Source organism: Shimia sp. R9_3 (assembly GCF_017743755.1).
Lineage (GTDB): Bacteria > Pseudomonadota > Alphaproteobacteria > Rhodobacterales > Rhodobacteraceae > Shimia.
The window spans coordinates 62,641-83,257 of sequence record NZ_JAGHRP010000010.1; the positions used below are offsets into that span (position 1 = coordinate 62,641).

The window sequence follows — 20,617 nt, forward strand, 5'->3', positions numbered from 1 at the left end:
ATGCTGCACGCGATCTGGTTGCAAATGCGGGTGGTGGCCGCGCTCACCCTGCGCGAAACGCGCATGACCTTCGGCACCTCGCATGTGGGCTATCTCTGGGCGATTGCCCAGCCGGTGATTTCCGTGGGCTTTATGGTTGGGCTGTTTTACCTGATCGGGCGGCAGGCGCCCTTTGGCGCGTCGCTGGCGCTGTTTTTTGCCACCGCCGTTCTGACGCTGGACCTTTATAACAAGCTCTCTGTGTCGCTGATGCGGGCCTTTACCACCAACAAATCCCTGCTGAGTTACCCGATGATCAAAGAGCCCGACACACTGTTTGCGCGGCTCACACTGATCGCGCTGACCTTTCTGGTGATCAATGCGCTGGTTTACGGCGGGCTGATGGTGGTGGGTTGGGCGGAGCTGCCTGCTCATCCGGAACGGTTGCTCTATGCCTTTGGCACCACGTGCTTTTTGGGTTTTGGCGTGGGGGCGATCAACGCCATGCTCTATCAGCGCACCCAAGCCTGGCAGCATGTGGAAAAGCTGGTGGCGCGGCCGCTGTTTTTCCTCTCTGGCGTGTTTTACATCCCCTCCGCTTTGCCGCCTGAGGCGGTGGCGGTGCTCAAATGGAACCCGCTGCTGCATATCGTGGAATGGACCCGCGAAGGATTTTACGCCAACTATCGCAGCGATGTGCTCAACATCGCCTATCCGCTGTCACTGGCCGCGGTGCTGGTGATCATCGCGCTGTTTGCAGAGCGGATCACCCGCAAGCAGAGGGCGTGAGCCGTGATCGCCTTTGAGCATGTCACCAAGGATTATCACGTCAAAGGGGTGCACAAACGCATTCTGGAGGACGCCAGCTATCAGTTTGCCGAGGGCAAAAACATCGCGTTGATGGGCCACAACGGCGTGGGCAAATCCACCATGATGCGGATGATTGCCGGGATCGAGCCGCCCACATCCGGTGCTGTGAAATGCACGGAAAAGGTCAGCTGGCCCATGGGGTTTTCCAAAGGGTTCAATGGCTTGATGACTGGCGTGGAGAACGTGCGCTTTGTCGCGCGGGTCTATGGCTGTGATACGGAACAGGTGCTGGCGCAGGTGCAGGAGTTTGCCGAACTCGGGCCTTCGCTGGATTTGCCGATTGAGACCTATTCCAGCGGTATGAAAGCGCGGCTCGCATTTGGGCTTTCGCTGGCGATCCGCTTTGAATGCTACCTGGTGGATGAAATCACCGCCGTGGGCGACCAGCGATTTCGCAAGAAAAGCGAACATGCCCTGCGTGAGCGGATCGAAGCGTCGCGTGTGGTGATGATCTCACATTCGGAGCGCACCATCCGCGAATTTTGCGACGAGGGCGTGCTGGCCTACGGCGGGAAGCTCTATCATTATGATGATCTCAACGCCCTGATCGCGGATTACAAGCGGTTCTGCTAAACGAAAGATTAGTCACGGCTTGCGCGGTCAAAAGCGCGTTTTGAACCTATCTTTGGTTTCGCTTTGCCTCCCAAAACGCGCCTGACTTGCGCGGATTCGCGAAACTCTCTTGGTATTTCTTTCGGTTTGATCTAGAAATCGAAAGAAACGGAGGGGAGATGATGAGGGCACGTGCCAAGACACGCGCGCGTCAGGAGGAGATCCTGAAGCTGCTCAAACAGGCCGGGCGTGCCATGGTTGAGGAGCTGGCGGAGCGGCTCGACACCACGCCGCAAACCATCCGAAAAGACCTGACCATGCTGGCTGAGGACAACCAGATCATCCGCTTTCACGGCGGGGCTACGCTGGCGGCGGGCACGGAATATGCGGGCTTTGATGTGCGCAAGGAAATCATGCGCGATGAGAAGGATGCCATCGGGGCCACCATCGCTACTCAAATCCCAAACCATGCCAGTGTGATCCTCAACGGCGGCACCACCACCATGGCCGTGGCCCGCCATCTGAGCCACCATGTCGGGCTGAGCGTGGTCGTGGATTCTGTGCATATCGCCAATATTTTAAGAGAATTCCCCGGTGTTCAGGTGATGATCCCGGCCGGTGTCGTGCGGGGGGCGGATGGCGCCATTCTTGGCGCCACGGCGGTTGATTTTATCCGCAAGTTCCGCGCCGATATCGCCGTTGTCGGGGCTGCGGCCATGGGGCGTGACGGGGATCTTGTGGACTATGATCTGGAGGAAAGCGCGGTTAGCGCGGCGATCATTTCCAGTGCGCGCAACGTGATCCTTGCGCTGGACAGTTCCAAGTTCGGAAGCTTTGCGCCGGTGTCCTTTGGCACGCTGGCAGACGTGAATTCACTGGTGACCGATGCGCAGTTCGATCCTGAGATGAAGGCCCTCGCCACGGCCCATGATGTGGGCTTTGTGGTGGCGGGGTGAGTCAAATGGGTTGACGCGTAGCTTCGTTTTGTGACCTAATCGAAAAAAACGAAATTACTTTCGATAGAAATGTGGTTTCGGCGCGATATTTTTGGGAGGATATATCGCAATGATGTTGGTCTTACGGCCTTTGGCGTGGGTGAATACCCACATTTTGCGCCTGTGCAGACGTCTGGGGGCTTTGACGCTGGCGCTGATGGTCATCGTGATTCTGACACAGGTTTTCTGTCGCTATGTGCTGAACAACGCCCTCGCCTGGCCGGATGAGGCCGCGCGCTTTTTGATGTTGTGGCTGGTTGGTCTGATGGCGCCTTCGGCGATGCGCTGGGGCGGGTTTGTGGCGATTGATACGCTGCCCAACATGCTGTCGCGGGTGCCGGGGCTGGTGCTCAATCTGGTGCTGCTGTGTTTCTCATTTGCGGTGCTGATGATCGCGGTGCAGCACGGTCAGGCGCATACATTTGGGTTTGGCGGCAACTTTGACAGCTCTTCGCTGCGCGTACCTCTGGAGTGGGTTGGCGGCGAGGGCTTTAAGATCAAGCTGCGTTACATGTATGGCTCATTGCTGTTTTGCGCGGTGATGCTCAGCGTCGTCACGGTTGAGCTGATCCTGCGCACGATCATGGCGCTGATCAGCCCGGACACCGAGCTTCCTGACGCCGATGAATTTGCAATGGCCATGGGGGCGGCGGACTGATGCTGGCGTTTTTTCTACCGCTTTTCCTGATCTTCCTGATGATCGGCCTGCCGGTGTTTTTTGCGCTGCTGCTTTCGCCCGGATTGCTGCTGTGGCTCAATGGGCAGGAGCGTGACATCGCGCTGCTGTATCGTAATGTTTACAACGGCATGGACAGCTTCCCGCTGATGGCGCTGCCGTTCTTTGTGCTTGCAGGTGAGTTGATGAACCGGGGCGGGATCACCACACGTCTGGTGGAGTTTTCCCAAGCTTTGATGGGGCATTTGCGTGGCGGGTTGGCGCATGTGAATATCCTTTCGTCGATCCTATTCGCGGGGCTGTCAGGATCAGCTGTGGCGGACACGTCTGCGCTTGGGTCGACGCTCATTCCGGCGATGGAGAAGAACGGCTATTCGCGCAAATTTGCGGCGGCGATCACGGCGGCAAGCTCGGTGATCGGGCCGATCATCCCGCCCTCGGGCATCATGATCATCTACGCTTATGTCATGGGCGAGAGCGTGGCCGCGCTGTTCCTTGCGGGGATCGTGCCGGGCGTGCTGGTGGGCGTCGGCCTGATGGTGATGGTGCGCCTGATGGCGGACAAATACGACCTGCCCAAGGCGGAGCGGATCGTGACCGCCGGGCAGACCATTAGCAAGACCGAAGCCGGTTTCAGCTTTGTGCTGTTGCGGATCAATTTTGCCGGTGTGCTCTTTGGTTTGTACTCGGCGATTGCGGCTATTCTTGCCTCCTCCGGGGTGAACATCGCGGTGAACGGCTGGCTCGTGTTCCTTGTGTTCCTGCCGATCGCCCATGTGATCCTGCTGCGCATTCGCAAGACGGTGAGCGCGGATTTCCGCATCATCTGCAAAAAGGCGGTGGTGCCGCTGCAGACGCCGATCATTATTCTGGGCGGTATTCTGGTGGGGGTGTTCACACCGACTGAGGCCTCCGCAGTCGCAGTGGGCTATGCGCTGGTTGTCGGGCTGTTCATTCTGCGCCTGCTGAAGGTGCGCGACCTGCCGGGCATTCTGATGCGCGCCGGGCTGGCCAGCGCGACCGTGCTGCTTCTCGTGGGGGCGGCGGTGGCCTTTAAGACCGTGGTGTCGCTCAGCCATGCGCCGGAGACCATGGCGGGCTTTATTCTCGGCCTGTCGGAAAACCCGCTGGTGCTGCTGTTCCTGATCAACGTGCTGCTGTTTGCGGTGGGCATGTTCCTGGATGCGGGGCCGGCGATCATCATTCTGGGGCCAATTCTGGGGCCAATCTTTGTCGATCTGGGTGTGCATCCGGTGCATTTCGCCATCATCATGAGCGTCAACCTGACTGTAGGTCTGGCGACGCCACCGATGGGGCTTGTGCTGTTTGTGGCCAGTTCGGTTTCCGGGGAACGGGTGGAGACCATCGCCAAGGCGATCCTGCCGTTCCTCGCTGTGGAGGTCTTTGTGATCTTCCTCATCACCTATGTGCCTGCCATTTCCATGACAATTCCAAGACTAACAGGATTTGTGCAGTAACATCAAACGCTTGAACCGTATCAGGGAGGATAGACATGTTCAGCAAAACCTTTAAGGCGGTGGCGACAGCCGCGCTGGTGGCTAGCAGCGCAATCGCCGCGCAGGCGGCGGATTACACGATCCGCGCGACCGCCAACTCCAATGAAAACGACGAGGATTATGACGGCCTCGTGGTCTTCAAAAACTTCGTGGAAAGCGCCTCCAACGGGGCCATCGAGGTTGAGCTGTTCATCGGCACGCAGCTCTGCTCCAAGGGGGCAGAATGTCTGCAGGGTGTGGCTGACGGCACGATTGATGTCTACATCTCCACATCCGGTGGCGCGTCGGGCATCTTCCCCTATGTGCAGGTGCTGGACCTGCCCTATCTGATGGCCAATGACCGCATTGCCGAGACCGTTCTGGCAGGTGATTTCACCCGCAAAATGCGCGAGATGGCGCTGGCAGATTCCGGTGACAGCATTCGCCTGATGACCATCGGCAACACCGGCGGCTGGCGCAACTTTGCCAACACCAAACGCCGCGTGGCATCGCCTTCTGACATGGAAGGCCTGAAGATCCGCACCGTGGTGGCCGACCTGCCGCAAGAGCTGGTGCGTGCGCTGGGCGCAAGCCCAACCCCGATCCCATGGCCAGAGCTCTTCACCTCGTTCCAGACCGGTGTGGTGGAAGGCTCCAAAAACGGCATCACCGACATCATGGGCATGAAGTTCCCGGATGCGGGTCTGCAGTATGTGACGCTGGATGGGCATGCCTACATGGGCGCGCTGTGGTGGATGAACAACCAGAAGTTCCTCAGCATGCCGGAAGACATGCGCCGCGTGGTTGTGGATGGCTTCTCCGCGCTGCAGCAGGCGACCTTTGCCTCACCAAAGCGCAAGTCGATCAAAGCCTATGAGGATTTTGTCGCCGGTGGCGGGGATCTCTATGTGCCAACACCTGCGGAAAAGGCTGCGTTCAAAGAAGCGGCGGCACCTGTCTATGACTGGTTCAAAGGCAACATCAAAGGTGGCGATGAGATCTTCAACGCGCTGACAGCTGCGGTGGCCGAAGCTGAGGCGGATATCGAAGCCGGTATGGCGTCTGACCTGAACTAAGGCGTTGATCTAAAAAAAGGATTGGTGTCGGGCCGACGCAGGATTGCCGCGGCCCGACACCCCCAAATTCATCGGAATGGATAGAGCCATGTCCGGTAGTCATCCACCAGAATATGGGCTTTCTGAATTTGCTCGTCCGTCATCTTTTTCACCACTTCCTCAAGGGAAATGGCCGCATCAGGATCGCCTCCGATCGCGGAAAGTGTGTACCACATGTAGGCGCGCACGAGATCGGGGGCGGGCATGCCCCGGCCGATTTCGTAGTACCAGCCGATGCCGCTTTGCGCGCCCGCGTGGCCCTTGAGCGAGGCGCGCAGGTACCACTCAAAAGCACGGACGTCATCGCGTTCCACCCCCAGCCCCAGGGCATACATAACGCCAATCAGTTCCTCGGCTTCCGCATTGCCGCTGTTGGCGGCTGGCAGAAGCTCCTGCATCGCTTTGGTGTACTCTTTGGCATCCATGTAATCCCGGCCGGTTTCAATCTCGGCCAAAACGGGCGTTGTGCTGGCCAAAAGTGCAGCAAAAACAAAGCGTTTCATTCTCTCTCCCTCATCGCAGTTCTTGGCGCTCTCACGTGTGCGCCCGCGTATGGGAGCCCGCTTCCGCAGCCGTTGCAAGAGGATGATTTTATCCAGTTTGATCCGCGTCAGGCGAAGATTGGCCAGCTCTTGTTTTTTGATCCGATCCTGTCGGGCAACCGCAACATTGCCTGCGCCACCTGTCACCATCCGGAGCTTGGCTCCGGCGACGGGCTGAGCCTCGGGATTGGTGAGGGCGGTGACGGGCTGGGGCGACAGCGGACGCCGGGCACAGGCGACAGCCGGATTGTGAAGCGCATCCCGCGCAATGCGCCCGCGCTGTGGAACCTGGCTGCGAAAGAGATCGACATCCTGTTTCACGATGGCCGCCTGTCGGTGAGCGATATTTACGAGACCGGCTTTGACAGCCCAGCGCAGGAATGGCTGCCGGATGGCTTGAACTCGATCCTCGCAGCGCAAGCGCTGTTTCCGATGACCGCCGAGTTTGAGATGGCGGGCAACCCGAAGGAAAACCAGATCGCAGGCGCGGTTTATGACCGGATCGACAATGTCTGGCCGATTGTGGCCAAACGGGTGCGGATCATTCCGGAATATGCGGAGATGTTCATTGCCGCCTATGACGATGTGGATCAGGCACTCGACATTAATATCACCCATATTGTCAATGCTTTAGCGGCCTTTGAAGGCACGGAGTTCAAGAGCTATGACAGCCCGTTTGACGCCTATCTGAATGGCGACGCGGCGGCGCTGAATGCCGACCAAAAGGCCGGTATGGATCTGTTTTACGGCAAGGCGATGTGCAGCAGCTGCCATGCGGGGCCGCTGATGACGGATCAGAAGTTTCATGCGCTGATGTTGCCGCATTTTGGCCCCGGAAAGACGCGGCAATGGGATCCGATTGTGCGCGATGTGGGGCGCATGGGGGCGTCTGACCGGCTGGAGGATGCCTACCGCTTCCGCACCCCCGCGCTGCGCAATGTGGCGTTGACGGCGCCTTATGGCCACAACGGGGCGTATGACAGTCTTGAGGGCATGGTGCGCCATCACATGGACCCGCGCGGCGCCTTTGCGGTTTGGGAGAAAGGCAATGCGGTGCTGCCGGAGGTGCCGTGGCTGGCGAAGGTGGATTTTCTGGCGTTCTCCGACACACGGGAGCGGGCGCGTTTGGCGTCGCGCACCGATATCGAGCGGATTGAGCTGGATGATGCAGAGGTGGCGCAGATCGTGGCGTTTCTGAACGCGCTGACGGGGACGGAGAGCATCAAGGGGCGGCTGGGCGTGCCGGACAGTGTGCCAAGCGGGCTGGAGGTGCCGGAATGAGCAGGATCCTGTGCGTCGGCGCGGCGGTGGTGGATTTTGTCTTTCACCTGCCAGCTTTGCCCAATCGGGCGGAGAAATACGGCACCGAAGAAGCGGACATCGTGGGCGGTGGCTGTGCCGCCAATGCCGCCGTGGCGATTGCGCGGATGGGCGGCGCGGCCGTGCTGGGCGCGCGGCTGGGGGAAGACAGCATCGGCGATATGATTGTGGCCGATCTGGCGCGCGAAGGCGTGGATGTCTCCAACGTTACACGCACAGAAGGGGCGCAGAGTTCTTATTCCTCGGTGCTGATTGATGCGCAGGGCGAACGTCAGATTGTGAATTTCCGCGGCGCGGGGCTGGCGCTGAAAACCGACTGGTTTGACGGCCTCACTGATCTGGGTGCCGTGCTAACGGACACGCGGCGGGTGGATGCGGCGCTGGCGGCGTTGGAGCTGGCCCGTGCGCGGGGCATTCCCGGCATTCTGGACGGCGAAGCGCCGATTGATCCGGCGCTGATGGAGGCTGCGAGCCATGTGGCGCTGTCGATGCAGGGGCTGCGCTCGCTCTATCCGGAGGCGGATATCGAAGACGCGCTTTTACAGATCGCCAAGGACCACGGCTGCTGGGCCTGCGTGACCGACGGCGCGGATGGCGTTTGGTTTACCGAAGGCGATGCGGTGCGCCATGTGACGGCCTTCCCGATCACCCCGATTGATACGCTGGGCGCAGGCGACGTCTGGCACGGCATTTTTGCGCTGATGCTCGCAGAGGGCATGGGCGCTGAAGAGGCAATCCGTCACGCAAACGGCGCGGCGGCCCTGAAATGTTTGACAAAAGGCGGGCGGGCCGGGGCTCCGAGCCGCGCTCAGCTCAACGACTTCCTTAAGGAGACGAAGGTATGATTTCCCTGACACCCGGCAAGCTGAGCGGGATGCGCCGCATGGCCGATGAGAACGGCATTTACAAGATGACCGCCGTGGATCAGCGCCCGCCGATCAAGGGCCCGATTGCGAAACACCACGGGGTGGAGACCGCGCCGTGGGAGGAGGTTGCGAAGTTTAAAGGCATGTTGGTGGAGACGCTTCAGGGGCATTCCACTGCGATGCTGCTCGACCCGCATTATGCCATTCCCTACAGCTTTGATGCGCTGTTGCCCCACAAAGGCCTGGTGGTCACGCTGGAGGACAGCCTGTTCAAAGAGACCCCCGGTGGGCGGCTGTCAGATAGCATCGACAATTGGTCGGTGGGCAAGATCAAGCGCATGGGCGGCGACGCGGTGAAGGTGCTGGCCTGGTATCGGCCGGATGCCTCAGACGAGGTCAATCAAGCGCAGAAGGATTACGTGAAGCAGGTGGGCGAAGCCTGTGCAAAATATGACATTCCGTTTCTGTTTGAGCTGTTGGTTTATCCGCTGGCCGCAGACGCCCATCAGACCAAGGAATACGTGGAGATGAAGGGCAAGAAGGCCGATGATGTGCTGAAGTCGGTCGAGGAATTTGCCAAGGCGGACTACGGCGTGGATGTGTTTAAGCTCGAAAGCCCGGTGAACGCGGCGGATGCGGATGGCTCTGCCGAGGTGCAGGCGGTGTTTGATGAGATGGGGCGTCTTGCCGGGCGGCCATGGGTGATGCTGTCGGCCGGTGCGGGCAAGGCGGAGTTCCGCAATGTGCTGGAGCATGCCTTCAAAGCCGGGGCGAGCGGCTTTCTGGCGGGACGGGCGATCTGGCTTGATGCCTTCAATGCCTATCCGGATTGGGACGCGGTGCGCACCGGGCTTGAGGGCGATGCGGTGGATTACATGAAAGACATCTCTGCCTTGGCGGATGCGCAGGCGGCCAATTGGGCGCAGCACATCTGTTATGGTGCAGGCGGCGCGCGGCTGGCGGCAGAGGGTGCCAGCTTCCGCAACAGTTACGCAGACATCTGAGGGCTTAAGCGCATGAAACTCGGCATTCTTCCATTGGGGCGTCCCACCTTTGACGTGCCCTTTGCAGAGGAAAACCTAACCGCGATGCTGGCCGCGCTCGACGCGACCGGCCATGAGATTGTTGGCCCGCGGGAGCTGCTGTTTGATGAGGCGGCGACCAAGGCAGGTATCGCGGCACTGAAGTCTGCGGAGGTGGATCAGGTGATGATCCTGCAGGTCACCTTCACCGATGCGTCGATGACCGTGGCGATTGGCGCGGCGTTTGAGCAGCCACTGTCGATCTGGTCGATCCCTGAGCCACGTTTGGGCGGGCGGCTGCGGCTGAACTCTTTCTGTGGTCTCAATCTGGCGAGCCATGCGCTTGGCTTAAACAACCGCGCCTTTGGCTGGCTTTATGCGGACCCGACAGGTGATGTGGCTGCGGACCTGACTGCCATGCTGGCGGGCGCGCGGCCTTCGGGCAAGCTGGCGCTGGGCGCGGTGCCGGAGGCCACGGAGGCCGGACGGGCGATTGCCAAAGCGGTCAACGGGCAGCGGATTGCGCGGATTGGCGAACATCCGGCGGGATTTGACACCTGCGCCTATGACAAGGCGGATATGAAGGCGCTGTCCGGCGTTGAGGTGGATGAGCTGGCGCTGGAGGATCTGTTTGGTCTGGCCCGCGCGGTGCCAGCCGAGGCCGCCGCCGAAGTGCGCAAACAGGCGGATGCGGAGCTGTCGGGGCTGGATGAGGTGGACCCGGAGGAGCTGGATCGCTCTCTGCGCCTGAAGGTGGGGCTGGATACGCTCAAGGAAAAAGGCGGCTACGGGGCCTTTGCCATTCGCTGCTGGCCGGAAACCTTCACTGAGTATGGCGGCGCGGTCTGTGGCCCGGCATCCATGATGGGGGAGGCGCGGGTGCCATGCGCCTGTGAGGCGGATGTTTACGGCGCGCTCACGCAGATGGTTCTGGCGGCGGCGGCGGATGCGCCGGTGTTTCTGACTGATCTGGTGGATATGGACGCGGATGATGACACCGGTGTGGTCTGGCATTGCGGGCAGGCCCCGATCTCGATGATCGAACCGGGTGTCGCGGCTGAGGCGACTATTCACACCAACCGCAAGCAGCCGTTGCTCTATCAGTTTCCGCTGAAGGCCGGTGAGGTCACGCTGATGCGGATCAGTCAGGCGCATGGGCGGCCCCATATGGTGTTGAGCCATGCCACCATGCTCACGCGGCCAATGGCCTTTACCGGCACCTCCGGGGTCTTGCGTTTTGGGCGCGGGGCGGGTGATGTGCTGACCGATATCATCGCGAGCGGGCTCGAGCATCATATGGCGCTGGCCTATGGCGATCATCGGGACGCCCTGCGTGGCGCTGCGGGGGCCATGGGGCTGCCGCTTTTGGAGATTTAAGATGACGATACGATATGGCCTGATCGGGTCAGGTATGATGGGGCAGGAGCATATCCGCAACCTCACCCTGCTGGAGGGCTGTGAGGTGACCGCGGTGAGCGATCCGGATGCGGGCATGCGCCAGCTCTCGGTGGACAGCTCGGGCGGGACGGCCAAGGCCTTTGGTGACTATAAAGAGATGCTGGGGTCCGGTCTGGTGGATGCGCTGTTGATTGCCGCGCCCAATGACACGCACCATGAGATCCTGCTGGATGTGCTGCAGACACCGCACCCGATTTTGGTGGAAAAGCCGCTGTGCACCACATCGGCGCATTGCGCGGAGGTTCTGGCAAAAGCAGAGGGGCGGGCGGCGCCGGTTTGGGTGGCGATGGAGTATCGCTATATGCCGCCGGTTCAGCGCCTGCTGAAGGAATTGAACGACGGCACCGTGGGCACGCCGCGCATGATGGCGATCCGCGAGCACCGCTTTCCGTTTCTGGAAAAGGTTGGTGACTGGAACCGGTTCAATGCACGCACGGGGGGCACATTGGTGGAGAAATGCTGCCACTTCTGGGATTTGATGCGGCTGACGCTGCAGAGCGATCCGGTGCGGGTTTATGCCAGCGCAGGTGTGGATGTGAACCATCTGGATGAGGCCTATGACGGCCGCACGCCGGATATTCTGGACAATGCTTTTGTCACAGTGGAATTTGCCAATGGCGCGCGCGGGATGCTGGATCTATGCATGTTTGCGGAAGGCTCTTACTGGCAGGAAACCATTGCCGTGACCGGCGAAAAGGCGCGGGTGGAGGCCAAAGTGCCGGGGCCTGCGCGGTTCACCCATGACGGCAAAGAGCGCCACAGCGAGGTGGAGATCAGCTTTCGCGCGACCAAAGAGGTGGTGCGCGAGGAAATCGAGGTGGATGAGGCTGTGCTGCAAGCGGGCGATCACCATGGCTCGACCTACTTCCAACACGAACGCTTCCGCGATCTGGTGCAGAGCGGGCAAGGTGACCCCGAAGTGAGCCTAGAGGATGGGCTGTGGTCGGTGCGTGTGGGCGAGGCGGCCGAAGAAAGCGCGCGCAGCGGGCAGGCGGTGACCCTGTGAGCGAGATTTGGGGCCATATGCCGGATGGCCGCGCCGTGCATCGGATCACAATTCAAGGTGGCGGGTTGACCGCCCATCTGCTGACCTATGGCGCTGTGTTGCAGGATTTGCGGCTGGCGGGGCATGACGCGCCCTTGGTGCTGGGCTTTCCTGAATTCGCGCCCTATCTGACCCATTCACCCTATTTCGGGGCCACAGCGGGGCGGTTTGCCAATCGCATTCGCGACGGGCATCTGGAACTCGACGGGCAGAGCTATCAGCTGGATCGCAACTTCATCGGCAAGCACACGCTGCACGGTGGGGCGGACAGCATGGGTAAGCGGCTTTGGGAGATCGTGGCGGAGGCGGAGGACAGCGCCACCTTGCAGATCACGCTGCCTGACGGCCATATGGGCTTTCCAGGCAACCTGACCGCGCGGGTGAGCTTTGCGCTCCTGGAGAGGGGCGTGCTGGACATTCGCATGCGTGCCGAGACGGATCAGACCACGCTCTGCAGTCTGGCGCATCACAGCTATTTCAAGCTCGACGGGGCGGAGACGATCTCCGAGCACAGTCTTGAGATTGCTGCGCAGACCTATCTGCCGGTGGATGCGGAGTTGATCCCGACCGGCGCGCAGGCACCTGTTGCGGGCACCGGCTTTGACTTCCGCCAAAGCGCGCCGATGCAGCAGGCCCATCCGGTGGACCATAATTTCTGTCTCTCTGTCGCGCGGGAGGCTTTGCGCCCCGTGGCGACGCTTAAATCTGCGGCATCCGGGGTCACGATGCGTTGTCTGACCACCGAGCCGGGCTTGCAGGTTTACGATGGGGAAAATATCAACATCGCACTGCCCGGATTGGACGGGCGGCCGATGGGGGCCTATGCCGGGATTGCGATGGAGCCGCAGGTCTGGCCCGACGCCCATCACCATGACGATTTTCCACAGGCCGTGCTGCGGCCTGGCGAGACCTATCAACAACATACGCAGTTCGTCTTTTCGAAAGGTCAGACATGAGCAATTTCAACGGATTGATGCAGCAAGCCAACCTGATTGGCGGGCAGTGGATGGGCGCTGATGATGGCGACACCACAGAAATCACCAACCCCGCCACCGGCGCTGTTCTGGGCACGGTGCCCAACGCCGGTCACGATGAAACCGAGCGCGCCATTGCCGCCGCATCCCAAGCATTCAAAAGCTGGTCCAAGACCTCGCTGGCGGAACGTGTGGGCCTGCTGCACAAGCTGCATGACGCGCTGATGGACAACCAAGAAGACCTCGCGCAGCTGCTGACTGCTGAGCAGGGCAAGCCGCTGTTTGAGGCGCGCGGTGAGATCGCGATTGGCGCGGCCTATGTGCGCTGGTTTGCCGAGGAAATCCGCCGCACAAAAGGCGAAATCATTCCGGCCCCCAGCAATGACAAGCGCCTGCTGGTGACCCACCATCCGGTGGGCGTGGTTGGCATGATCACGCCATGGAACTTCCCAAGCTCTATGCTGGCGCGCAAGATTGCCCCGGCGCTGGCGGCGGGTTGTACCGTTGTGGCCAAACCTGCCCCACAGACGCCTTACAGCGGTCTGGCCTGGGGCAAGCTGTGTCAGGATGTGGGCTTCCCGGATGGGGTTGTGAACATCGTCACCGGCGATGCGCCCGCGATCGGCGGCGCGATCATGAGCAACAAAGAGGTGCGCAAAGTGACCTTCACCGGCTCCACCAATGTGGGCAAGCTGTTGATTCGTCAGTCTGCGGATCAGGTGAAGAAGGTCTCCATGGAGCTGGGCGGCAACGCGCCGTTCATCGTGTTTGACGATGCCGATCTCGATGCCGCTGTCGAAGGTGCGATGATCGCGAAGTTCCGCAACATGGGGCAGACCTGTGTCTGTACCAACCGTTTCTATGTGCAGGCGGGCATTCATGATGCCTTTGTGGCCAAGCTGAAAGACGCGATTGCGGCGATGAAGATTGGCGATGGCACCGAGGATGGCGTGGTGCAGGGGCCGCTGATTGATGAGAATGCGGTCAAAAAGGTGGAAGGCATGATTGCCGACGCCAAAGCCAAAGGTGGCGAGGTTGTGCTGGGCGGCGGACGCCACGCGCTGGGCCAGACCTTCTTTGAGCCGACCCTGATCACCGGCGCGACATCGGAGATGCAGTTCACCACCGATGAGATCTTTGGCCCGCTGGCAGCGATCTACAAGTTTGAGGACGAAGACGATGCTGTGGCGGCGGCCAATGCCACCGACTATGGCCTCGCGGCCTATGCCTACACCAAAGATCTCGCCCGTGCGTTCCGCATGAACGAGGGGCTGGAATACGGCATGGTGGGCATCAACTCGGGCCTCATCACCACCGTCGAAGCGCCCTTTGGCGGCGTGAAGGAAAGCGGCATGGGCAAAGAGGGCGGCAGCCAGGGTTTGGAAGACTACCAGATCACCAAATACACCTGCGTGGCCGGGCTCTAAGCCAAACTGGGAAGGAGGCCTCTGATGATTTTGATCACGGAGTTCATGGATGACACAGCGGTGGGGCGGCTCAAAGCAGCCCACAGCACCACCTATGCGCCAGAGCTGGCCGATGCGCAGGACGAAATTCCTGCGCAGATGGCCGGGGTGCAGGCGCTGATTGTGCGCAACCGCACGCAGGTCACCGCCGCGCTCTTGGAGGCCTCCCCCGATCTGAAATGTGTGGGCCGTCTGGGTGTCGGGCTCGACAATATCGACGTGGCGGCCTGTGAGGCGCGCGGCGTGGAGGTCATGCCCGCGCTGGGGGCCAACACGCTCTCGGTGGCGGAATATGTTGTGACCAATGCGCTGGTCCTGCTGCGTGATGCCTATCACGCCAAACATGCGATGCTGGCAGGCCATTGGCCGCGCGCGCAATGTTCCGGCCGCGAGGCGGGCGGGCGTGTGCTCGGCCTGCTGGGCTTTGGCGCCAATGCGCAGGAAACCGGCCGTCTGGCGCGGGCCATGGGGATGACGCTGATTGCCTATGATCCGTTTTTGCCCGCCGACCATCCGGCGTGGCAGCACGCGGAGCGTGGCGAGATCGCCGATGTGCTCACCAAGGCGGATGTGGTGAGCCTGCATGTGCCGCTGACCGAGCAGACGCGGCATATGATGAACGCTGAAGCCTTTGCGCAGATGAAACCGGGCGCGGTGGTGATCAATGCGGCGCGCGGCGGCGTATTAGACGAGGCGGCCTTGGTGGCGGCCATGCAGTCTGGCCACATCGCAGGCGCGGCGTTGGATGTATTTGAGACGGAACCTCTGACCCAAGATGCGGCAGAGATTTTCAAAGGGGTCAGCAATCTGATCCTGACCCCGCATATCGCGGGGGTCACGCAGGACAGCAATGTGCGCGTGAGTGCGATGATTGCCGATCTGGTGCTTGACCGGTTGGCGTAGAGCTTGAGTTTAGGGAGGAACAATGGCCACACAAATGGATCAGCAGATCGTCAATGATCTGAAGGCGGCGGGGATCGACTATGTCACCTCGGTGCCGTGTAAACAGCTGGCGGGCGTGATTGAGGTGCTCGATGAAACCTCGGAGATCATGCACATGCCCTCCAACAAGGAAGACGAAGGCATGGGGCTCTGCGCCGGTGCCTATATGGGCGGCATGAAGCCCTGTATCGTGATGCAGAACACCGCGCTGGGCGTGGTGGTGAACACGCTGGCAACACTCATCCAGTTCTATCAGATCCCGCTGCCGATGCTGATTTCCTATCGCGGGGAGGTGGGCGAGCCGGTGGCCTGTCAGGTGGAGATGGCGTTGCACACCAAGGCGATCCTGAACCAGCTGCACATTCCGACCTATCACTTCCACAAGCCTGAGGATGCGGCTGAGCTGCCGGGCATTCTGGAATATTGCCAGATGTCCTCCAAACCGGTCGCCATTCTTTGTGACGCATCTTTCTGGAGGGCTTCCGCATGATCCGTAATGACGTATTTCAGACGCTGAAACCGATCATCAGCGAGCATCTGGTGGTCTGTAATATTGGCGCGCCGAGCCAGGAGCTGCATGCGATGGACGATCAGCCGTCCAATTTCTACATGCTGGGCACCATGGGGCTGGCGTCGTCTATTGGTCTGGGGCTGGCAGCGGCGCAGGACAAGCCGGTGATCGCGATTGACGGGGATGGCTCTGTGCTCACAAACCTCGGCACGCTGGCGACCATTGGCAACAATGCGCAGGGCAACTTCACGCTGTTGATCATCGACAATGGCTCTTATGGCTCCACCGGGGATCAGCCGACCTATGCGGGCATGAACACCGATCTTGCCGCCGTGGCCCGTGCCTGTGGCGCGCAGAATGTGCAGACGGTCTCTGCCGAGGACACTGCAGATGCGGTACAGGCGGCGATTGCCAGCGACGAGATGACCATCATCGTCTCCAAATGTGAGAGCGGCAATGTGAAGGTGCCGGTGATCAAGACCAATCCGATCGTGATCCGCGAGCGCTTCATGGAAGAGGTCCGGCGCTGAGCGCTTGGTTGGCTGATTTACTGGCTGAATAGAAATTCACCGAAACCCGGAGAGGCGCCGATTTTGGCGCCTTTTTTCATTGGGTCGGGCCGATTTAGGTCCAGATTTGCTGAAATATGAGGCGGTTGTGGCTTGATAATTTCCGCGTGGACGTGGATCATCGCGCCACCAACTTTATCAGGGGAGTGAAATTGATGAAGTTCAAAACAATGATGCTGGCGACCGCTGCGATGGTGGCGATGCCAATGCTGGCACAAGCTGAAACCCTGCGCTGGGCGCGTGCGGGTGATGCGCTGACACTTGACCCACACGCACAGAACGAAGGCCCAACCTCTGCGCTTGCACACCAGATCATGGAAACGCTGGTTATGCGCGACCATGCCGGTGCGATGGTGCCATCGCTGGCCACCGAATGGGGTCCGTCCGCGGACAATCCAAATGTGTGGGTGTTCAAGCTGCGCGAAGGTGTGACCTTCCATGACGGCGCGACCTTTGACAGCGAAGATGTAAAATTCTCGCTTGACCGCGCGATGACCGAAGACTCTGACTACAAAGAGTTGCTGGCCTCTGTGAAAGAAGTGCGTGCCACCGATGCCTATACGATTGAGATTGAGACCAACGGTCCCAACCCGATCATGGCCAACAACCTGACCAACATGTTCATCATGGACAAAGACTGGGCAGAGGCCAACAACGCCACCAAGGTTCAGGACTATGAAGGCGGCGAGGATACCTTTGCAGCCAAGAACGCCAATGGCACCGGCCCTTACAAGCTGGTCAGCCGCGAGCCGGACGTTAAGACCGTTCTGACGATCAACGAGAACTACTGGGGCAAAGATGAGTTCCCGCTTCAGGTGACCGAGATCATCTACACCCCGATCCAGAACGCAGCGACCCGTGTGGCGGCGCTTCTGTCCGGTGAGGTGGACTTCATTCAGGATGTGCCTGTGCAGGATCTGGGCCGTGTGGACAGCACCGCTGGTCTGGACGTGCGCACAGCCCCACAGAACCGCGTGATCTTCTTCGGGATGAACCAGGCGGCAGAAGACATCGTGAATGACGATGTGGACGGCATGAACCCGATGTCTGACGTGCGCGTGCGCAAGGCGATGTCCATGGCGATTGACCGCAACGCGATCATGAAGGTTGTGATGCGTGGCCAGTCCGCCCCTGCGGGCATGATTGCGCCGCCGTTTGTGAACGGCTGGAACGAGGCGATGGACAGCTCCTCCACCACCGACATCGAAGGCGCGAAGGCGCTGATGGCGGAAGCGGGCTATGCGGACGGCTTCGGCATCACACTGAACTGCCCGAACGACCGCTATGTCAACGACGAGAAGATCTGTCAGGCGGCTGTGGGCATGCTCGCCAAAATTGGCGTGAAGGTGAACCTGGACGCCAAGCCCAAGGCACAGCACTTCCCGCTGTTGAGCAATCTGGAAACAGATTTCTACATGCTGGGCTGGGGTGTTCCGACCTATGACTCCGAGTATATCTTCAACTTCCTCGCCCACTCCAAAGGTGAGAAGTATGGCTCCTGGAACGCGACCCGCTTTGCGGATGCGGATCTGGATGCGAAGATCGAAGCGCTGGCCGGTGAAACCGATCTGGAGAAGCGCAACGGCATGATCAACGAGATCTGGCAGGTTGTGCAGGATCAGCAGCTTTATATCCCGATCCATCACCAGGTGCTGAACTGGGGCATGAAAGAGAACGTTGGCACCATCGTGGAGCCGGAAGATTCTCCGAAGTTCAAATACTTTGAAATGAACTAAGCCCGCGGGTCTAGGACAATAAGAAACCCCCGCAGTTTGCGCTGCGGGGGTTTTCCTTTTTTAGCTGTGATCGCCGTTTAAGGCTTGGCCCAGAGTGCGCGGGCGGCCTCTGCGATGCTGTCGCGCGATGGCATGGTGGCGGCATAGGCCGGGCCGGTGGCGATAAAGCTGTCATGGGCGGCGATGCGGGCATGGGGCAGGGTGGTCTGCTCATGCAGCAGCGCCATCAGTGCCTCAGACTGGCTGCCCGTGGTGCGGCATTCATCCACGACCAAGACTTTCTCAGCCCCTTCAAGCGCGGCAAGGATACCCTCGGCAGGCAGCGGCGCGAGCCAGCGCATGTCGATCACGCGGGTCTGGATGCCCTCTTTGGCAAGGTCGGCGGCGGCCTGTGTGGAAAGATACCGCCCGTTGCCATAGGTCAGAATGGCCAGCGGGCCGTCGCCCTCAACGCCAACCTCACCCAGAGCGATGGATTGATCCGGCGCCGGATAGGTGGCCATCCAGCCGTTGTCTTTGTCCTCCAGCAGGTCGCGCATCGGGTAGAGCGCGATCGGCTCCACCATCACCACGACGCGGTTTTCCGCATGGGCCAGCCGCACACATTCGCGCATCATCCTGGCCGCGTCATCGCCGTGTGAGGGGCAGGCGATGATGATGCCGGGGATGTCGCGCAGCACCGCCAGCGAGTTGTCATTGTGGAAGTGCCCGCCAAAGCCTTTCTGATAGCCCAGCCCAGCAATGCGCAGCACCATCGGGTTGGCGAATTGACCGTTTGAGAAGAACGGCAGCGTCGCCGCTTCGCCACGCAGCTGGTCTTCGGCATTGTGCAGATAGGCGAGGAACTGGATTTCCGGGATCGGGACAAAGCCGTTGTGCGCCATCCCGATGGCCAATCCCAGAATGCTCTGCTCGTCCAGCAGCGTGTCGATCATGCGATCCGCGCCAAAGCGGTCTTTGAGCTTTTGCGTGACGCCGTAGACCCCGCCCTTGGTGCCGATGTCCTCGCCCATCATCACGATCTCGCCGTGCTCCAGCATCAGATCGGTGAGCGCCCAGTTGAGCAGGCGCGACATGGGCTGGGGTTTGTCCATCTGCTTGAGATCCGCGCCAAAGGCTTTTTCGCGGGCCTCCGGTGTGGGGCCGTTGCTGGCGGCGATCTCTCGGGCCGGTGGCACCAGCGACGCCATGACCTCGGTGGCATTTGAAAGACGCGGGGTTTTCACGGCCTTTTCCGCCAGCGCGGCGCAGCGGTCCTCGGCCTCCTGATAGACCGCAAGAGAGACCTCAGGCGTCTGCGCACCGGCCTCAGACAGCAGGCGCACGGAATGCAGCAGCGGATCATCCGCTTCCCAGGCCTCAAAGGTGGCTTTGGGCAGGTAGGCCTGCTGCATGTCAGAGCCGGCATGGCCGTAAAGGCGCACAAGCGTCAGGTGCAGGAAGGCTGGTTTGCGGTGTTTGCGCACATAGTCAGCGGCCTCCTGGGCGGCGCGGAACGTGTCATAGATATCAAGCCCGTTGGCGGTGAAATACTTCAGGCCGGGTTTATTGGCGAAATTGGCGTTGATCCAGCCGCCCGGCGTGCGGGTCGAGATGCCGATGCCATTGTCCTCGCAGACAAACAGCAGCGGCATGGGGGCGGATTGATAGGCCGTCCAGCAGGCGGTGTTGATTGCGCCCTGCGCGGTGGAGTGGTTGGCGGAGGCATCGCCAAAGGAGCAGATGACGATGCTGTCATCGGCCAGTTGTTTATGCTCGGGCGCGCGGCGCTTGGCGAGGCCGATAGAATAGGCGGCCCCCACGGCCTTGGGCAGATGGGAGGCAATGGTGGAGGTCTGCGGCGGGATGTTGAGCGCCTTGGAGCCCAGCACCTTGTGACGCCCGCCGGAGATCGGATCCTCCATCGAGGTGCAGAAGCTCAGAAGCATGTCCCAAGCCGCATCCACGCCTTCGACCTGCGTTGAGCGCATGGTTTGAAACGCGCCGTCGCGGTAATGCAGAAACGCCATGTCATCGGGGCGCAGGGCCGCAGCCACAGCGGCCATGCCCTCATGCCCCGAGGAGCCGATGGTGTAATAACCATTGCCCTCAGACTGCATTTTGCGCGAGCGGCGGTCCAGATTGCGACTGAGACACTGCGCGGCAAAAATCTCGCGGGCGCGCGCGTCCTCCAGCGGCCCTGATGCGGCGGCCCCCTGCGGCAGGGGCCCTTTGGTCAGGCGCTCTCTGAAGGCCTGATCGACAATATCGGCACGGTCCATTTGCTCTCCCCGTAGTTGTTGGAGAATGCGTAGCACCGGGACTGTGCAAAGGCCAAGAGCCTCTGTTTGGGCAGGACGTACAGTCTTTTGCGGTGTCGCGGAGAGACCTGCATCCAGAGCGGCAGTGGGGCGGACAGAATTTCGCCTCAAAAGAACCCGATTTTGCCCCAATCGGCGTCCTCATCGAGACATCTTTACATTTCATTCATGATTGACGAGACG

Annotated in this window: 19 protein-coding genes; 17 read left to right on the forward strand and 2 right to left on the reverse strand. The window is 60.5% G+C overall.

The features are described from left to right. The 6 genes from J7412_RS19420 to dctP all read left to right on the forward strand — a co-directional run bounded on the left by J7412_RS19420 (position 1) and on the right by dctP (position 5,644). Positions 1 to 768, forward strand: coding sequence for an ABC transporter permease (locus J7412_RS19420; RefSeq protein WP_209080672.1), 768 nt, complete (start codon positions 1 to 3; stop codon positions 766 to 768). A gap of 3 nt (positions 769 to 771) precedes the next feature. Beyond that, positions 772 to 1,422, forward strand: a complete 651-nt coding sequence (locus J7412_RS19425) for an ABC transporter ATP-binding protein (protein WP_209065862.1) — start codon at positions 772 to 774, stop codon at positions 1,420 to 1,422. Between the two features lie 158 nt (positions 1,423 to 1,580). Next, complete coding sequence (locus tag J7412_RS19430) at positions 1,581 to 2,357, forward strand: DeoR/GlpR family DNA-binding transcription regulator (protein ID WP_209080674.1); 777 nt, start codon at positions 1,581 to 1,583, stop codon at positions 2,355 to 2,357. A gap of 109 nt (positions 2,358 to 2,466) precedes the next feature. Then, positions 2,467 to 3,054, forward strand: coding sequence for a TRAP transporter small permease subunit (locus J7412_RS19435; protein ID WP_209080676.1), 588 nt, complete (start codon positions 2,467 to 2,469; stop codon positions 3,052 to 3,054). Continuing rightward, the gene (locus J7412_RS19440; RefSeq protein WP_209080678.1) at positions 3,054 to 4,550 is read left to right on the forward strand and encodes a TRAP transporter large permease; all 1,497 of its coding nucleotides are present in this window, start codon (positions 3,054 to 3,056) and stop codon (positions 4,548 to 4,550) included. The genes J7412_RS19435 and J7412_RS19440 overlap by 1 nt, the downstream gene beginning before the upstream one ends. Before the next feature lie 35 nt (positions 4,551 to 4,585). Continuing rightward, positions 4,586 to 5,644 carry a TRAP transporter substrate-binding protein DctP gene (gene dctP / locus J7412_RS19445; RefSeq protein ID WP_209080685.1) on the forward strand — a complete coding sequence of 353 codons (1,059 nt, stop codon included), beginning with the start codon at positions 4,586 to 4,588 and terminating at the stop codon, positions 5,642 to 5,644. Positions 5,645 to 5,712: 68 nt separating this feature from the next. Here dctP and J7412_RS19450 read toward each other — a convergent pair whose 3' ends face one another. Then, a complete protein-coding gene (locus tag J7412_RS19450; protein ID WP_209080687.1) occupies positions 5,713 to 6,186 on the reverse strand; it encodes a tetratricopeptide repeat protein in 474 nt (157 codons plus the stop codon). A 72-nt stretch (positions 6,187 to 6,258) separates the two neighbouring features. On the opposite strand from J7412_RS19450, the gene J7412_RS19455 reads away from it, so the two are divergent. The 11 genes from J7412_RS19455 to J7412_RS19505 all read left to right on the forward strand — a co-directional run bounded on the left by J7412_RS19455 (position 6,259) and on the right by J7412_RS19505 (position 18,134). Continuing rightward, positions 6,259 to 7,506 carry a cytochrome c peroxidase gene (locus tag J7412_RS19455; RefSeq protein ID WP_247744022.1) on the forward strand — a complete coding sequence of 416 codons (1,248 nt, stop codon included), beginning with the start codon at positions 6,259 to 6,261 and terminating at the stop codon, positions 7,504 to 7,506. Then, positions 7,503 to 8,390, forward strand: coding sequence for a PfkB family carbohydrate kinase (locus J7412_RS19460; protein WP_209080689.1), 888 nt, complete (start codon positions 7,503 to 7,505; stop codon positions 8,388 to 8,390). The genes J7412_RS19455 and J7412_RS19460 overlap by 4 nt, the downstream gene beginning before the upstream one ends. Beyond that, positions 8,387 to 9,415: a tagatose 1,6-diphosphate aldolase gene (locus J7412_RS19465; RefSeq protein ID WP_209080691.1), complete on the forward strand. Its 1,029-nt coding sequence runs from the start codon at positions 8,387 to 8,389 to the stop codon at positions 9,413 to 9,415. Before J7412_RS19460 ends, J7412_RS19465 begins: the two co-directional genes overlap by 4 nt. A 12-nt stretch (positions 9,416 to 9,427) precedes the next feature. Further along, positions 9,428 to 10,810: a hypothetical protein gene (locus J7412_RS19470; protein ID WP_209080693.1), complete on the forward strand. Its 1,383-nt coding sequence runs from the start codon at positions 9,428 to 9,430 to the stop codon at positions 10,808 to 10,810. A gap of 1 nt (position 10,811) precedes the next feature. Continuing rightward, entirely contained in the window at positions 10,812 to 11,897 is a 1,086-nt protein-coding gene (locus J7412_RS19475) for a Gfo/Idh/MocA family oxidoreductase (RefSeq protein ID WP_209080695.1), read from the forward strand. Then, on the forward strand, positions 11,894 to 12,892 hold the full coding sequence (locus J7412_RS19480; RefSeq protein WP_348540515.1) for an aldose epimerase family protein: 999 nt from the start codon (positions 11,894 to 11,896) through the stop codon (positions 12,890 to 12,892). Before J7412_RS19475 ends, J7412_RS19480 begins: the two co-directional genes overlap by 4 nt. Next, a complete protein-coding gene (locus J7412_RS19485; protein WP_209080703.1) occupies positions 12,889 to 14,337 on the forward strand; it encodes an NAD-dependent succinate-semialdehyde dehydrogenase in 1,449 nt (482 codons plus the stop codon). Before J7412_RS19480 ends, J7412_RS19485 begins: the two co-directional genes overlap by 4 nt. A gap of 24 nt (positions 14,338 to 14,361) precedes the next feature. Beyond that, complete coding sequence (locus J7412_RS19490) at positions 14,362 to 15,279, forward strand: hydroxyacid dehydrogenase (RefSeq protein ID WP_209080705.1); 918 nt, start codon at positions 14,362 to 14,364, stop codon at positions 15,277 to 15,279. A 22-nt stretch (positions 15,280 to 15,301) separates the two neighbouring features. Next, a complete protein-coding gene (gene comD / locus J7412_RS19495) occupies positions 15,302 to 15,808 on the forward strand; it encodes a sulfopyruvate decarboxylase subunit alpha (protein WP_247738941.1) in 507 nt (168 codons plus the stop codon). Next, positions 15,805 to 16,359, forward strand: coding sequence for a sulfopyruvate decarboxylase subunit beta (gene comE, locus J7412_RS19500; protein ID WP_209080718.1), 555 nt, complete (start codon positions 15,805 to 15,807; stop codon positions 16,357 to 16,359). The genes comD and comE overlap by 4 nt, the downstream gene beginning before the upstream one ends. A gap of 194 nt (positions 16,360 to 16,553) precedes the next feature. Next, complete coding sequence (locus J7412_RS19505) at positions 16,554 to 18,134, forward strand: ABC transporter substrate-binding protein (RefSeq protein WP_209080726.1); 1,581 nt, start codon at positions 16,554 to 16,556, stop codon at positions 18,132 to 18,134. A 77-nt stretch (positions 18,135 to 18,211) separates the two neighbouring features. Here the strand turns inward: J7412_RS19505 and J7412_RS19510 are convergent, their stop codons facing one another. Next, positions 18,212 to 20,395 carry a thiamine pyrophosphate-dependent enzyme gene (locus tag J7412_RS19510; RefSeq protein WP_209080728.1) on the reverse strand — a complete coding sequence of 728 codons (2,184 nt, stop codon included), beginning with the start codon at positions 20,393 to 20,395 and terminating at the stop codon, positions 18,212 to 18,214. Between the last annotated feature and the right edge of the window lie 222 nt (positions 20,396 to 20,617).

Bases quoted from the DNA above. Each gene is read 5' to 3' on its own strand.
- J7412_RS19430 (WP_209080674.1), top strand. From the start codon at position 1,581: ATGATGAGGGCACGTGCCAAGACACGCGCGCGTCAGGAGGAGATCCTG.
- J7412_RS19420 (WP_209080672.1), top strand. From the start codon at position 1: ATGCTGCACGCGATCTGGTTGCAAATGCGGGTGGTGGCCGCGCTCACC.
- J7412_RS19465 (WP_209080691.1), top strand. From the start codon at position 8,387: ATGATTTCCCTGACACCCGGCAAGCTGAGCGGGATGCGCCGCATGGCC.
- J7412_RS19505 (WP_209080726.1), top strand. From the start codon at position 16,554: ATGAAGTTCAAAACAATGATGCTGGCGACCGCTGCGATGGTGGCGATG.
- J7412_RS19475 (WP_209080695.1), top strand. From the start codon at position 10,812: ATGACGATACGATATGGCCTGATCGGGTCAGGTATGATGGGGCAGGAG.
- J7412_RS19435 (WP_209080676.1), top strand. From the start codon at position 2,467: ATGATGTTGGTCTTACGGCCTTTGGCGTGGGTGAATACCCACATTTTG.
- comD (WP_247738941.1), top strand. From the start codon at position 15,302: ATGGCCACACAAATGGATCAGCAGATCGTCAATGATCTGAAGGCGGCG.
- J7412_RS19460 (WP_209080689.1), top strand. From the start codon at position 7,503: ATGAGCAGGATCCTGTGCGTCGGCGCGGCGGTGGTGGATTTTGTCTTT.
- J7412_RS19470 (WP_209080693.1), top strand. From the start codon at position 9,428: ATGAAACTCGGCATTCTTCCATTGGGGCGTCCCACCTTTGACGTGCCC.
- comE (WP_209080718.1), top strand. From the start codon at position 15,805: ATGATCCGTAATGACGTATTTCAGACGCTGAAACCGATCATCAGCGAG.
- J7412_RS19510 (WP_209080728.1), bottom strand. From the start codon at position 20,395: ATGGACCGTGCCGATATTGTCGATCAGGCCTTCAGAGAGCGCCTGACC.
- J7412_RS19440 (WP_209080678.1), top strand. From the start codon at position 3,054: ATGCTGGCGTTTTTTCTACCGCTTTTCCTGATCTTCCTGATGATCGGC.
- J7412_RS19450 (WP_209080687.1), bottom strand. From the start codon at position 6,186: ATGAAACGCTTTGTTTTTGCTGCACTTTTGGCCAGCACAACGCCCGTT.
- J7412_RS19485 (WP_209080703.1), top strand. From the start codon at position 12,889: ATGAGCAATTTCAACGGATTGATGCAGCAAGCCAACCTGATTGGCGGG.
- dctP (WP_209080685.1), top strand. From the start codon at position 4,586: ATGTTCAGCAAAACCTTTAAGGCGGTGGCGACAGCCGCGCTGGTGGCT.
- J7412_RS19490 (WP_209080705.1), top strand. From the start codon at position 14,362: ATGATTTTGATCACGGAGTTCATGGATGACACAGCGGTGGGGCGGCTC.